Annotated in this window: 15 protein-coding genes; 8 read left to right on the top strand and 7 right to left on the bottom strand. The window is 55.4% G+C overall.

What is annotated here, in order from left to right; all coding sequences use genetic code 11:
- Positions 1–79: 79 nt before the first annotated feature.
- The gene (locus TH3_RS17225) at positions 80–2062 is read left to right on the top strand and encodes a bifunctional 2',3'-cyclic-nucleotide 2'-phosphodiesterase/3'-nucleotidase (RefSeq protein ID WP_007090172.1); all 1983 of its coding nucleotides are present in this window, start codon (positions 80–82) and stop codon (positions 2060–2062) included.
- 96 nt (positions 2063–2158) lie between these two features.
- Here TH3_RS17225 and TH3_RS17220 read toward each other — a convergent pair whose 3' ends face one another.
- Entirely contained in the window at positions 2159–2599 is a 441-nt protein-coding gene (locus TH3_RS17220; RefSeq protein WP_007090171.1) for a GcrA family cell cycle regulator, read from the bottom strand.
- Positions 2600–2823: 224 nt separating this feature from the next.
- Here TH3_RS17220 and TH3_RS17215 point away from each other — a divergent pair, with 224 nt between their 5' ends.
- The 3 genes from TH3_RS17215 (at position 2824) to TH3_RS17205 (ending at position 4669) form a co-directional block, all read left to right on the top strand.
- Positions 2824–3486, top strand: coding sequence for an NnrU family protein (locus tag TH3_RS17215; RefSeq protein ID WP_007090170.1), 663 nt, complete (start codon positions 2824–2826; stop codon positions 3484–3486).
- A gap of 135 nt (positions 3487–3621) precedes the next feature.
- Positions 3622–4083: a hypothetical protein gene (locus TH3_RS17210; RefSeq protein ID WP_007090169.1), complete on the top strand. Its 462-nt coding sequence runs from the start codon at positions 3622–3624 to the stop codon at positions 4081–4083.
- Positions 4084–4189: 106 nt separating this feature from the next.
- Positions 4190–4669, top strand: coding sequence for a hypothetical protein (locus tag TH3_RS17205; protein WP_007090168.1), 480 nt, complete (start codon positions 4190–4192; stop codon positions 4667–4669).
- A gap of 38 nt (positions 4670–4707) precedes the next feature.
- Here TH3_RS17205 and TH3_RS17200 read toward each other — a convergent pair whose 3' ends face one another.
- The 5 genes from TH3_RS17200 to TH3_RS17185 all read right to left on the bottom strand — a co-directional run bounded on the left by TH3_RS17200 (position 4708) and on the right by TH3_RS17185 (position 7642).
- Positions 4708–5571 carry an NUDIX hydrolase gene (locus TH3_RS17200; RefSeq protein WP_007090167.1) on the bottom strand — a complete coding sequence of 288 codons (864 nt, stop codon included), beginning with the start codon at positions 5569–5571 and terminating at the stop codon, positions 4708–4710.
- A gap of 80 nt (positions 5572–5651) precedes the next feature.
- The gene (locus tag TH3_RS17195; RefSeq protein ID WP_007090166.1) at positions 5652–5978 is read right to left on the bottom strand and encodes a hypothetical protein; all 327 of its coding nucleotides are present in this window, start codon (positions 5976–5978) and stop codon (positions 5652–5654) included.
- Positions 5979–6174: 196 nt separating this feature from the next.
- Positions 6175–6297 carry a hypothetical protein gene (locus TH3_RS23465; protein ID WP_255414996.1) on the bottom strand — a complete coding sequence of 41 codons (123 nt, stop codon included), beginning with the start codon at positions 6295–6297 and terminating at the stop codon, positions 6175–6177.
- Positions 6298–6402: 105 nt separating this feature from the next.
- Positions 6403–6585: a hypothetical protein gene (locus tag TH3_RS17190; RefSeq protein ID WP_110252548.1), complete on the bottom strand. Its 183-nt coding sequence runs from the start codon at positions 6583–6585 to the stop codon at positions 6403–6405.
- 28 nt (positions 6586–6613) lie between these two features.
- Positions 6614–7642 (bottom strand): M23 family metallopeptidase, encoded by a 1029-nt coding sequence (locus TH3_RS17185; RefSeq protein ID WP_037987483.1) that lies wholly within the window; start codon positions 7640–7642, stop codon positions 6614–6616.
- A gap of 195 nt (positions 7643–7837) precedes the next feature.
- On the opposite strand from TH3_RS17185, the gene TH3_RS17180 reads away from it, so the two are divergent.
- On the top strand, positions 7838–8644 hold the full coding sequence (locus tag TH3_RS17180; RefSeq protein ID WP_007090163.1) for a sterol desaturase family protein: 807 nt from the start codon (positions 7838–7840) through the stop codon (positions 8642–8644).
- A 12-nt stretch (positions 8645–8656) separates the two neighbouring features.
- Here the strand turns inward: TH3_RS17180 and TH3_RS17175 are convergent, their stop codons facing one another.
- The gene (locus TH3_RS17175; RefSeq protein ID WP_007090162.1) at positions 8657–9448 is read right to left on the bottom strand and encodes a class I SAM-dependent methyltransferase; all 792 of its coding nucleotides are present in this window, start codon (positions 9446–9448) and stop codon (positions 8657–8659) included.
- A gap of 242 nt (positions 9449–9690) precedes the next feature.
- On the opposite strand from TH3_RS17175, the gene TH3_RS17170 reads away from it, so the two are divergent.
- The 3 genes from TH3_RS17170 to ileS all read left to right on the top strand — a co-directional run bounded on the left by TH3_RS17170 (position 9691) and on the right by ileS (position 14140).
- A complete protein-coding gene (locus TH3_RS17170) occupies positions 9691–10119 on the top strand; it encodes a MaoC family dehydratase (RefSeq protein ID WP_007090161.1) in 429 nt (142 codons plus the stop codon).
- A gap of 120 nt (positions 10120–10239) precedes the next feature.
- Positions 10240–11196 (top strand): bifunctional riboflavin kinase/FAD synthetase, encoded by a 957-nt coding sequence (locus TH3_RS17165; protein ID WP_040061183.1) that lies wholly within the window; start codon positions 10240–10242, stop codon positions 11194–11196.
- A gap of 103 nt (positions 11197–11299) precedes the next feature.
- Complete coding sequence (gene ileS / locus TH3_RS17160; protein WP_007090159.1) at positions 11300–14140, top strand: isoleucine--tRNA ligase; 2841 nt, start codon at positions 11300–11302, stop codon at positions 14138–14140.
- The last annotated feature ends 43 nt before the right edge of the window (positions 14141–14183 follow it).

Below are 14183 nucleotides of genomic sequence, written 5' to 3'. Positions count from 1 at the left end.
TCGCAAAATCTTCAAATCCTGACCAAACGAACAATCATAATGTCAGGCACGAGCATCGCTTCAACAGGGACCCTTTCACATGTCATATTTTCGTCTGGCCGGTCGTGCAGTTTTTGGTCGTGCAGTTGCGGGATCAGTCTTGTCGCTGACGGTCGCACTTGCTAGCGGCACGGCATTGGCCGACAGCGCCGTATCGTTGCGCATTCTGGAAACCACCGATATCCACACGCATCTGGTCAATTACGATTATTATCGCGACAGTTCGTCGGATACGGTTGGTCTGGCCAAGGTCGCGACCCTGTTGAAAAACGCGCGCGGTGAGGCCGAAAACGTCGTCCTGATCGATAATGGTGACCTGATCCAGGGCAACCCGCTTGGCGATTACATGGCAAAGCGCCACGGCCTGAAAGAGGGCGAGGTGCATCCGGTTTACAAGGCGATGAACCTTTTGGGTTATGACGCGGCCAATATCGGCAATCATGAATTCAACTATGGTCTCGATTTCCTGGGCAAAAGTCTTTCTGGGGCCAAATTCCCCTATGTCAGTGCCAATGTTTTTGCCGATGACGGCGATAATGATGCCGAAAATGACAAACCGTATTTCCAGCCCTATGTGATCCTTGATCGTGAATTTACCGATGGCGACGGCAAAAAGCACAAGGCCAAGGTCGGCGTGATCGGGTTTGTCCCGCCGCAGATCATGCAGTGGGACAAGGCCAATCTGGAAGGCAATGTCGTGACCAAGGACATTGTCGAAATGGCCAGAAAATACGTGCCGGAAATGCGCGAAAAGGGCGCGGACATCGTGATTGCGGTGCCGCATTCGGGCCTGTCGACACTGGCACGTGAAGGTATGGAAGAAAACGCCACCTATTATCTGAGCCAGGTTGACGGCATTGATGCCATCTTGTTTGGCCATGCCCATACGGTGTTCCCGTCCGATGCCTATGCAAATATAGACGGTGTCGACCTTGCCAAAGGCACGATCAATGGTGTGGCCGCCGTTATGCCGGGCTTTTGGGGCAGCCACCTTGGCGTGATTGACCTGACACTTTCGGTCAATGATGCCGGGGAATGGAAGGTGACCGACAGCTTTTCGGAAGCACGTCCGATTTATCACCGCGAAGGCCGTGATATCACCCCGCTGGTCGATGCCGACCCGGAGGTAATAGAGGCGGTTAAAGAAGAGCACGAGGCAACCATTGCCTATATGCGCGAAGGTGTCGGTACGACGGTCGCCCCGATCAACAGTTTCTTTGCACTGGTGGCGGATGATCCGTCGATCCAGATCGTGACCAATGCCCAGAAATGGTATCTGGAACGTATCCTGAAGGGATCGGAATATGACGGGATGCCGATCCTGTCGGCGGGGGCACCGTTCAAGGCCGGTGGCCGTGGCGGCCCGGAATATTTCACCGACATCCCCGAAGGCAAGATCGCACTAAAGAACGTTGCCGATCTTTATATCTATCCCAATACATTGCGGGCGGTGCTGCTTGATGGTGCGCAGGTCCGTGAATGGTTGGAAATGTCGGCCGTACAGTTCAATCAGATTGACCCGAACAGCCGGGAAGAGCAGCCGCTGATCAACGAGACATTCCCGACCTATAACTTTGATGTTATCGACGGGGTCAATTACCAGATCGATGTAACCCAACCGGCCCGATACAACGCATCGGGCGAGGTGGTAAACAAGGATGCACACCGCGTCATCAATCTGACCTATGATGGCAAGCCGGTTGCCGACGATCAGAAATTCGTGGTTGCGACCAATAATTACCGTGCTGGCGGCGGGGGCAATTTCCCGGGACTTGATGGTTCAAGCATCATCATCGAAGCACCCGATGAAAACCGTACGGTTCTGGCGAACTATATCCTTGAGGAAAAGGAAATCGATCCGAAGGCCGACGGCAACTGGAGCCTGGCCCCCATCGGGGAGGCATCCAAGGTGACGTTTGTCACCAGTCCCAAGGCATCCTCGGCAATGAACGCACCCGACAATATCAGCTTTGTCGGCGAGGATGAAAACGGTTTTGCCCAATATGTCCTTCAGTCGAAATAGGACTGGACCCGAAACAGAAAAAGCCGCCCATCGGAAGAGGGCGGCTTTTTAATTGGGCGTGCGCGAAGACCGTTAAGGTCAGCGACAGCCAGACTGTTACTTTTTGGGACCGTGCGACATATGCGGCGCATTCGGGCGACCCGGAACATTCCGCGGGCCGTCTTCGCGCGGGTTTTTGCCGTTCAGATAGGCGGCTGCGCAATGTTCGTCGCAGTAAGGTTTGCTCGGCACAGATTTCTTGCCGCAGAAATGGAAGTCTTCATCGCCCGGATCACCGAACGGCCAGCGGCACATACCGGCACCGAGATCAAAGATGCTGATGCCTTTGCTCTGCACTTTCGGGGTCGGTGCCTTTTTCGGCTCGCTCTCTTCGGCGCGGCGCTGGATCGGGGAGGGGCGCTTGGGCAGGCCAAGGCGGTGTGCCTTGCCAACGACGGCGTTTTTGCCAACGCCCAGTTCTTCACCGATGCGTGCTGTGGTCCAGCCCTGATTCCAGAGCGAGGTCAGCAGTTCAATCTTTTCCGGCGTCCAGCTCATTTCGAGTATATTCCGTGTTTCTTTGTCTGCCCGGTGGAAAATCCATAGGCAGGTGCTTATTGTCCGAAGTCAAACAGGGATACAGACGTATCCGCTAATATCACGCGGCGCAAGGGTCTTAGCCATTTTGGACCAATCGGGACCAGTTTGACGACCGGTTTGCTGCACGCGGAAAGATGCGCAATTTGCATGACAGCGCGTCAATGTAAAGGGGAGATCGTCATTTGACATGGTTTTTCGTTTCAGTCGCGGTGTTTATGGCGGGGCATATCGTGCCCGGTCTTCTGCGCGGTGCGATCACGGCAAGGATCGGTCACACGGCATATATTATAACGTTTTCGGTCACGTCGCTGTTCCTGCTGGGGTGGGTCATTTATGAAGTGCGTCATGCGGACTTCATCGCGCTGTGGCCCTACGAAATCTGGCAAAACCATGTGACGCTGACCTTCATGCTGCCTGCCTGTATTTTGTGGGCTGCGGCGATTATTCAACCCTGTCCTTTGTCGATAGGACGAAAAAAGGGCTTTGATCCGGCGCGCCCGGGGATCAACCGTTTGACCCGTCATCCGCTGCTTTTGGGCATGATGTTGTGGGGACTTGGGCATATCGTGCCCAATGGTGATCTGGTGGCTTTCATGTTCTTCGGCGGGGCGACGGTTTTTGCCATTGCCGGGTTCTGGCGGATGGAAAAAATCCGCGCCCGCCACATGGACGTGGCCGAATACAAGGCAATCCTTGACGGGACTCGACGGTTTGACGTCGCGGGGCTTGCCAAAGGCGCGCTTGGCTGGCGCGATATCGGGCTGGGAATTTTGCTGTATGTCGTGCTCCTTTGGGCGCATCCCTATGTCATCGGGGTTGATCCATCGGCGGTAATCGGCGGCTGAACCACCATTGACCGCATTTTGCGGTTGTGAGGTCTGATGCAGAAAACCTTGCCGCAATGCTTGAAGTTCCAAGGCTTCATTGGGATACTGGTTCGCAGAATGTCCATCCTGGACAGGTTATTTCTGTGAGGTGTTATGACGTCTCCTGAACTTGCGACCAATCTTGCCCGTTTCGCCGAGATGGAAGGCCGCCACCCCAGACTGCTTCTGGCGACGGCATCGTCGGCGGAAGAACCCCATCACAAGCATGTCGCGACCCTGTTTGCCGATGGCGGGTTTGACGTTGATATCGCCCCGAAAAATTCCGACGCACAATCGATTGCCCGTCAGGCGGTTGATTGCGATGCCGATATTCTGGTTCTGATCCGTTTGTCGCTGACGGCCGAAGACCGGGTGGGGGTGGCCGATGTGATATCGTCGCTGGCCGCCCTTGATGCGGAATATATCAAATTCGGCATTGTCGGGAAAACCGATGACCCGGCGCGTGACAATGTTGATTTCGTCTTTGATCTTGAACATCTGGGAACGGATGATTGCGAGGCGCTGGTTGGTTACATTCTTGAGATTGAAGAAGACCGGGTTGCGCAACATATATAAGGCGTTGCGATATTTCTTGCCGGCCGCAGGCAATGATTTTGAAACCCTTTGGGTGCATGATGGTTGCCTTGTGATGCGGGCAACCAAACCATAACGGGAACGATTGATGGGAATGCTAAAGGAGACGCTGCTGCGCGTTTTCGTAGGAAAACGCGGACGGGAGGCCCTTAAGGCCTATAGCGATGCACAGTCCCTTCAACTCACTGATCCCGAGCTGGCAGCACGCAGTGCTGCCCAGGCCAAACAGGCACGCCGGATCGAAGACCGCGCGATGGCCTATCAGGAAAGTGGCATGTCCTTTGAGGAGGCCCGCGCACAGGCCTTGGCCGAGACCCTGACAGAACAGTCGGATAATCCGCAGGCCGCGATCCTTAAGGCTCTTGAAGCCGCCGATGCCAAGATCGGCAAAAAGAAAAGCCGGATGCCAAGTGCAGCCGACGATGCGCGCGCCAAACTGATTTCCGAAGCATTGGTTGCCATCCGCAACAAGCAGGAAGATCTGGACAAGCTTGATCCGGAATTGCGCGCCAAATTGACCCTGATGGCGGTTGGGGCGCTTATGGGCGGTCCGCCGACCAAACAGTAAGTTTGGGGCGCTTTTGCGCGGGACAAATCAACAAATCCCTATCGGAAAATATTGCGATGCAGCCCGGTGGTCAGCTGGCTGTAATCCGGTTCATTGTCGGCGGTCAGGAAGCCGTGGCGAATCAGGAAATCGATGATCACCAGCGCGCAATTGAATTTGAAATCAAAACTGCTGCGTACGATTTCGGCAACCTCGGCCAAAGGCATCAATTCAAACCGTTCGACTTCGCCGTCCGCACATCGCGGCACGAAATCGGCGGGCAATTCCAGATCATAATTGACCATGACATCGGGCTTTAGCCCTTCGGTGGTTTCGTAAAGATAGGAAACGGTACCGACCGGTTTCAAATTTCTGGAGAGGTTTTCGGGGATGGCGGCTTCTTCGGCACATTCCTTGATCATGTTTTCAAGAAAACCAAGTCCGGTCGGCTGGCCGCCTGCAACCATATTGTCGAGCATGCCGGGATAGGTCGGTTTGTCCTTGGCGCGGTGGGCAATCCACATATGGATGCCATCATCTTTTTGCACATAGCCGTTCATATGCACCCCCCAGGACCGGAACCCGAAATAGGGCATGGCGGACCGATCCAACTGACACAGGGGATCGTGACCCAGTGTCGGGCGAATATCGAACCGTTCGCCATGCAGACGACGGATGACGCCCTGATCGCAAAGCGCCTTGGTGGCGGTATCGAGCGAACGGTTGCGGTCATCAAGGGTTCCGATATGTGGCGCAAAGCAAAATTCGCCATTTTCATCGCGGACAAAGTCCGGGCCAAGTGCGGACAGGGCGGTGGCAAAGTCCGGACGCAAGGCACCCAGAGACATTCCATCAATGCGGAATGGCACATAGCGCGATGGATTGGCGTTGTTGCAGGCTTTGATATGATCAAGATAGGTCAAGACGGGCTCCGTCGGTTGGGGCGCACTGCAACACGATCATGTTGCAGTGCCGCGACCCAGACAGACTAAGCGTGCAAGGCCTAAGCGCCAAGGGCAGAGTTGGAATAACCCTTTTCTGAGGTCAGAACCGTATTCACATGCACGATCTGACGCAGGCAACGCGCGATATGTTCGGCAACTTTGGTTTCGAGTTGCTGAATCTGGATATCGATCTGCAATTCGCTGAAACCGGCATGGCTGTCGGCGACGGTGGAATGCCAGCTTGCGGGGACAAGATTGCGTTTGGAAAACAGTTCAAGCACACGCGGCATAACATCGGGTTCTGCGGCGGCGTGAACGGCGAAACAATAAACGGATTTGGTCGGCTGCGCGCTTTCAAGCGGCGCGAGAAAGGCATGATCGGTCATGACAATGCACACACATTTTCATTGCATCCAGTAGGCGAAAAGACACGTCCCGGGGTCCTCAGACCACCGGGCTGGTAATTCGCGTAATGGCAACGATGAAAAGGCGGCGGTTGTTCATGAAGATGTTCTTGAGCTTTCGGGTCGTTATCCCCGATTGGCTAACGACCGGTAAAATGACAAAGCGCTTGGATAAAGATCAGAGGATCAGGAGCGATGCAATCAGGGCCAGAATGGTGCCAGCAAACAGGATTTCCATCGAACGGGCGATCTGCTGTTCACGAGCAATGGCGATAGCAACGGCTTTGCGCTTATTCATCATTTTTACTCCGTCTTATGACAGGTATCTTTTAATGCACCACACGGTGCACGACTGAAATATATGCAGGCATATGGTCCCGATACAAGTGCTGTCCTGATAAAAACGTCAAAAAACTTTCAACCTGATGGAAAAGGCCAGCTTTTCTGCACCTGTTTTGGTCACAAATAACCAAAGGTTGATGGTGCGGCGCATGAAAAACGCGAGAATCGGAATTGGCACGTGGCTCAGTTGCTGCCGATTCCCGCGATATTGGCATGCTGTGCTGCGATACCCGTCGGCAATGTCCATGTTATCCGCAGCGTTATCGGCGGCGTTGTCAGCGAATGGCAAGCTCGGTGATGCCGATTTCCCTGGGTGGTTGGCCGGGGCGGGTAAAGGTGACTTCACCGCGATAGGCCCCTGCGGGCCAGCGATCACCGGGGCGGTTGATATTGACGTAAAACCACTTGGCGCGCGGGCCGTTATCGTTTTCGACATTTATGGTGAAATCGCGGTGTCCGCCAATGCCGTTCGGGCCATCCATGCTTAATCGGATGATATCGCCGTTGCTGGCACCAATCAGATAAGCCCAGAAAAACAGGCCGGGGCTTGAGGCGGGGAGTTCGCTGCTTTTGCCATAGCCGCGTTTAATGTCGGTGGCATTGGGTTTGGCCGACGAAAATCCCGACGCATAAAGCGTTATGGCGCGATAGGACATCTGTTCCTTGGCGGCCTCGGTCCAAAGAACGGCGTTACTGGCATTGCAATCCTGCGGGGTGACGGCACCCATCGGAGTACCGCTGAACGGATCGACCAGCTGGTTATCCTTGCGCAGGTTGAAATGAAGATGCGGGAAGGTGGCCTGACCGGACATGCCGATCAGTCCGATTGTCTGACCGCGTTCGACCGTATCACCTTTTTTCACCGCCAGCGATCCGCGGCGCAGATGGCAATACTGGCTTTGCCAGCCGTCATCATGGTTGATCAGAATGCCATTGCCGCATTCGATCCCCTTAAGCGCATCCCCGACCAGACGGCCGGCGTCGATATCCTCAACCCCGTCGCGGGTGGCGATCACGGTTCCGGCGGCAACTGCATTGACCTCGACCCCGCCAATCATGGTGGCTTCGTCAGGAATGGAAAAATCGGTTCCGCGATGGCCTTCATAGGTGGTGGTGCCACAGGCAAAATCACGGATTTCAGGGCCGGGATCGTGATCGACATAATGAACCACATCGCACTGGCCATAAAGGCAATCGACCGGCAGGTCAAAAGGCGGGCCATCAGCGCGGGCGATGGTCGCGAACGGCACGAGGATCAGAACCCCGAATAGCATTGCCGCAATACGTCCTGTCGCCTGACCCATCAAATCCTCCTGCCGGTGCCCCGCGACAACCGGTTCAGAAACGGTTTTTGGCAGGACTGCTTCGTCACACATCCTTCATCTAACATAATGGTGATGGACTTGCGATGGGCAAGGTACTGTATTGTTTCAATATCATCGACTATGACCATAAAGACACAGTCGTCGTTGCAGTGCGTGGTGTTTGGCAGGAACAAGATGGATCAACAGGCAGGGTTTTTAAGATTGGGCATCTTTGCCGCCATCCTTGTCGTTATGACAATGTGGGAGGCATTTGCCCCCTATCGTCCGGCGGGCGGGCTTCGCCATCCGGGGCGGTGGCTGACCAATTTCGGTTTGTTGCTGATGGGGGCCGCGCTTAGCCGGTTTACCGTTGGTGCGGCGATGATTGCGGCCGCCATTCTGGCAGGTCAGCATGGCTGGGGCGTGATCAATCAGGCCAAAGCATTGATCGGGCTTCCGGAGTGGCTTGGCGGTTTGATCGCGATTGTCGTTCTGGATTGTGCGGTTTACTGGCAGCATCGCCTGACCCATATCATACCGGTTTTCTGGCGGTTTCATCGGGTGCATCATTGCGATATCGAATTTGATGTCTCGACCGCCGTTCGGTTTCATCCGTTCGAAATCGTCGCGTCAGCAATTTACAAATCGACCTTTGTGATCGTGCTGGGGGCCGATCCGTGGGCGGTGGTGATTTATGAAAGCATGCTAAGCGGTTTTGCGCTGTTTAATCATGGTAATGTTCATTTGCCGGGCGGGTTTGACCGGGTATTGCGCCGATTGATTGTGACGCCCGATATGCACCGGGTCCATCATTCCAGCCTGATGCGTGAAACCAACAGCAATTACGGAAATATCCTGTCGGTGTGGGACCGGCTGTTTGCCAGCTATGTCGATCACACGCAAACCAATGATCATGACATGCAGATCGGACTTGAAGATTTTCGCGACAAACGCAGCCAAAGCCTTTGGGCGGTGTTGTGGATGCCATTTCGCCGTTCTTGATGGGATCGCCGCTTATTCCCCGACGATCCCGCGTACGACCATGGCGGATGCCACCAGCGACCGGCGGCCATCATCCTTGCCCCCCAGATAGGACCTTTCGGTGGCGGTGCGCAGTTGGTGGGCCAGTTCCGGATCAAGATCGTTAAAGAAATCGCGGATCAGGCTGTGTGCCCCCAGAAGCGACTGCCAGTAATCTTCGAAATCGAGAAAATCCATGCGGATCGACAGGGTCGCGGTATCAACATCGCCCAAACCCGCATCGGACCAAAGATCAAAAAGCGCGTCTTCGCTTTGATAGGGGATATCAAAAATCCTGCTGCGCAATTCATCGCCTGATGGATAGGCGACAACCGCGGCAGCATCCAGAAACAGCCGGATAAAGGATAATCCCCCGGCACGGTCCCAGACACTTGCCGCAATCCGCCCGCCCGGTTTCGTGACCCGGACCATTTCCGAAACAGCACCCGCCGGACCATCCAGATCGTTTAACAGCAATTGCGAAAAGGCGGTGTCGAAACTGTCATCGGCAAAGGGCAGGTTGCTGGCGTCGCCGGTTTCAAAGCTGACATTTTCGGCAGCACTGAGAAGGGCTTCGGACAGGTAGTCGGGGATCAGGTCCACCCCGACAATCCGGGCCTTGGGATAGCGCGTGGCGGCGGCAAGTGTGAGGCTCCCGGTACCGCAACCGACATCAATCAGCGCACCGCAGGATGGGGCGGCAACGAAATCAAGGAAGCTGCGCGACAGGCGGCGGCTCCATCGGCCCATGGCGATTTCATAGATGTCAGCAGTGGTCGCATTCATGGACGTTTTCCGCAATTTGTTGTTCTGAGAGGCAGTTTGCACCGTGACGGGGCGTGACGGAAGTTCCCATTTGGGCAGGCATAGCCGATATGGCAAGCCGGTTAAATTACCCTGTTCAACCAATTATCCATTGCCGAAAAAAGAAAACACGAAATAATATTGCGAATGCTGCGGCGCAAAAATAAATCACAAGTCAGGCGCGGCGATCAGAAACAGGCAAGGAAAGTCAGGAAATGAGAGAGATGAACGGACTGGAAGGGCTTTATCTTGAAGATATCGAGATCGGCATGGTCGGAAGTTACGCCAAAACCGTGACGGAAACCGATATCGTGATGTTTGCCGGATTGTCCGGCGATACAAATCCGGTTCATCTTAATCAGGAATTTGCCGAAACCACGATGTTTGAAGGCCGCATTGCGCACGGCATGCTGTCGGCCGGTTTCATTTCAACCGTTCTGGGCACGCGTCTTCCGGGGCCGGGCACGATTTACCTGTCGCAGAATTTGCAGTTCAAGGCACCGGTCCGCATTGGCGATACCGTTACCGCAAAGGTCACGGTGCGCGAAATCATCGCGCCCAAGCGCCGTGTGGTTCTGGAAACCAATTGTTATGTCGGTGATAAATGCGTGATTGCGGGCGAGGCGATGGTGATGGTGCCGTCACGCCAATAAGCATCTTTTGTCGGAAAAGTCTTTACGCTTCGGGCTTGCGCGCTTTATAGCTGCCCGCTGGACCGTGCGGATATGCGATCTGCCGGCATGATGACGAGCAAAAAAGAGAGACCGGCGCGGATGCGCGTTTTTCGATCTTTTGACAATCTGACAGATGACGCACGCGGTGCGGTCGTTGCGATTGGTAATTTTGACGGCCTTCACCTAGGCCATCAGACATTGCTTGATCATGCGCGCGAAATCGCCCGCGATCTGGATGCGCCGCTGGGGATCCTTACGTTTGAGCCCCATCCCCGGATGCTGTTCCGGGCGGGCGAACCGGAATTCCGCCTGACATCGGCTGATGACAGGATTACGGCGGCGTCTGATCTGGATATTGAGCTGTTTTTCGAAGCCCGCTTTGACCGCGATTTTGCTGCCATGAGCGCCGAAGAATTCATCGAGCGCATTCTGGTGAACGGGCTTGGTGTGCGCCATGTTGTCGTTGGCTGGGATTTCTGCTTTGGCAAGGGCCGGGCAGGCAATGTCGATCTGCTGCGCGAAATTGGCGAAAAATCGGGTTTTGGCGTGATGGCGATTGAGGCGGTGACGCATGATAACGGGATCATCTATTCCTCGACCGCGATCCGACAGGCGCTGCGCGATGGCCGCCCGCAGGATGCGACCCATTTGCTGGGGCGCCCGTGGGAAGTAGCCGGTGTGGTGATCAAGGGCGATCAGCGCGGCCGGACGATTGGTTTCCCGACCGCCAATGTTGCACTTGGCAATCATCTGCGTCCGAAATTTGGTGTTTATGCCGTTCAGCTTGGCCTGATATCGGACGCAAATGACGAAACCGTTGAACGCTGGATCGACGGAGTCGCAAATATTGGTGTTCGCCCCAGCTTTGGCGGGGATGCGGATGCCGGGCTTGAAGCCCACCTGTTCGATTTCGATCAGGACATCTATGGCCGTCGCGTTCGCGTGCGTTTGCACGGCTTTATCCGGGGCGAACAGAAGTTCGACGGGCTTGATGCACTGAAAGCCCAGATCGCCGCGGATGTGATTGCCGCCAAAGAGATTCTCGGCAAGATTTGAATTTGTCGACGAACCCGTTATGATCCGCGCGCCTTTACGGGGGCAGCCAGTATCACCGGGGGTTCGCCCTTGTAATTTGTTTAAAGACGACAGGACCGTCACGATGAGTGTCGAATACAAAAAGACCGTTATCCTGCCCAAGACCGATTTTCCGATGCGGGCGGGTTTGCCAAAGATGGAGCCGACCCTGCTGGAACAGTGGGCGAAAGAGGACCTCTATGGCAAAATTCGCGGTATTTCGGCGGATCGTGAAATGTTTGTCCTGCATGATGGCCCGCCCTATGCCAATGGCCATCTGCATATTGGTCATGCACTCAACAAAATCCTGAAAGACGTGATCACCCGTTCGCAGCAGATGCTGGGCAAGAACGCGGTTTATGTTCCGGGCTGGGATTGCCACGGGCTTCCGATCGAATGGAAGATCGAAGAACAATACCGTGCCAAAGGCAAGAACAAGGACGACGTGCCGATTGCCGAATTCCGCAAGGAATGCCGCGAGTTCGCCCAGAAATGGCTTGATATCCAGCGCGAGGAATTCAAGCGGCTTGGCGTGATGGGCGACTGGGACAATCCCTATGTCACCATGGATTACAAGGCCGAGGCATCGATTGCCCGCGAGCTTGGCAAGTTCCTTATGAACGGCTCGCTCTATATGGGCTCGAAGCCGGTCATGTGGTCGGTGGTTGAAAAAACCGCCCTGGCCGAGGCCGAGGTCGAATATCACGACCACACCAGCAAAACGATCCATGTCCGGTTCCCGGTTGTTTCATCCAAGGTCGAAGCCCTTTCCGATGCGACGATCCTGATCTGGACGACGACCCCCTGGACCATTCCGGGCAACCGCGCGATTTCGTACGGGGCGGAGATCGACTATGTCGTGATTGAAGTGACCGAAACCGCCGAAGACGCCTGGGCCAAGGTCGGCGAGAAAATGGCGATCTGTGCCGATCTGGTCGAAGACGTTTGCAAAAACGGTCGCATCACCGGGCACAAGGTCGTTGGTAGCTTCAAGGGGGCCGACCTTGAAGGCACCATTGCTGCCCATCCGTTCCGTGGGCAGGGTTATGAATTTGACGTGCCGCTTCTGGCGGCGGATTATGTCACGACCGATACCGGTACCGGCTTTGTCCATACTGCGCCGACGCACGGCCCGGACGATTACCAAACCGGTCTGAAATACGGTCTTGAAATCCCGGAAATGGTGGATGGTGAAGGGGCTTATTACCCGACCGTGCCGCTGTTTGCCGGCAAACGCATCTATGATGAAAACGGCAAGGAAGCCGATGCCAACGAAGCGGTCATTGCCAAGCTGGTCGAGGTTGGCGCGTTGCTGTCGCGCGGGCGTCTGAAGCACTCCTATCCGTGCTCCTGGCGATCCAAGGCCCCGATTATCTATCGCACCACACCGCAATGGTTCATTTCCATGAAGGATAATGACCTGCGCGAGAAGGCACTTAAAGCAATTGATGAAACCCGCTTTGTGCCGGAAGGCGGGCGTAACCGTCTGCATTCGATGATTGCCAACCGCCCGGACTGGTGCGTTTCGCGCCAGCGTGCCTGGGGTGTGCCGATCACGGTGTTCATCAATAAAAACACCCGTGAACCGCTGCGCGATCAGGACGTGCTGAACCGTGTTTACGACGCCTTCTGCGAAGAAGGTGCCGATGCATGGTTCACCCGCGATGCGCAATATTTCCTGGGCGACAAATATGATGCCAAGGATTTCGAACAGGTCACCGACGTTCTTGACGTCTGGTTTGATTCCGGTTCGACCCATGCCTTCGTGCTGGAAGAACGTCAGGACCTGAAATGGCCGGCTGATCTTTATCTTGAAGGATCGGATCAGCATCGCGGCTGGTTCCATAGCTCTTTGCTCGAATCGTGCGGTACCCGCGGTCGTGCGCCGTATGACGCGGTTCTGACGCACGGTTTCGTTCTGGACGGCGAAGGCCGCAAGATGTCCAAGTCGCTTGGCAACGTCATCGCGCCCCAGGACATCATCAACAAGCTTGGTGCGGATATCCTGCGTCTTTGGGTGGTCAGTTCCGACTATCACGATGACCTGCGCATCAGCCACGAGATCATCGAACGTCATTCGGACATCTATCGCCGCCTGCGTAATACGCTGCGTTTCCTGCTGGGCAATCTTGACGGCTTTACCGAGGCGGAAAAGGTCGCGGATAACGAATTGCCGGAACTGGAACGCTGGGTCCTGCATCGTCTGAGCAAGCTGGACGATCTGGTGCGCAAGACGACGGCGGATTTCGATTTCCATACGCTGTTTATCGAACTGCATAACTTCTGTGCGCTTGATATGTCGGCGTTTTACCTCGATATCCGCAAGGACGCGCTTTATTGCGACGCGCCAAGCAGTGCCAAACGCCGTGCGGCGCGTACCGTTATGGACCGCGTGTTTGACAGTCTGGTGCGCTGGCTGGCACCGGTTCTGTGCTTTACCGCCGACGAGGCATGGCGCGCGCGCTATGGTGCCGACAGTTCGGTTCATTCGGAAACCTTCAACACGGTTTCGGATGGCTGGAAGAACGAGGCACTGGCTGCCAAGTGGGAAAAAATCCGCAAACTGCGCCGTGTCGTGACTGGTGCGCTGGAACTTGAACGTGCGGAAAAACGCATTGGCGCCAGCCTTGATGCCGCGCCAAAGGTCTATGCGACGACGGAATATGTCGAAGCGCTTAACGGCCTTAATCTTGCCGAAATCGCCATCACATCTGATGTCGAACTGATCACCGGCGGTGCGCCCGAAGGGGCCTATACCCTCGAGGAAGTCGCAGGCGTTGGTGTGGTTCCGGCATTGGCCGAGGGCGAGAAATGCGAGCGTTGCTGGCAGACATTGCCCGAAGTCGGCAGCCACCCGGTGCACAAAACCGTGTGCCTGCGCTGTGCTGATGCCGTTGATGAAATGGGGATCGAGGCCGCCCAATAAGGCGGCCCGTTTCCGGTTCTGGTCTGTCCATTCGGAAGACCGT

It is taken from the genome of Thalassospira xiamenensis M-5 = DSM 17429 (assembly GCF_000300235.2).
GTDB classification, from domain to species: Bacteria; Pseudomonadota; Alphaproteobacteria; order Rhodospirillales; family Thalassospiraceae; genus Thalassospira; species Thalassospira xiamenensis.
This window is presented reverse-complemented; position numbering and strand designations above follow the sequence as displayed.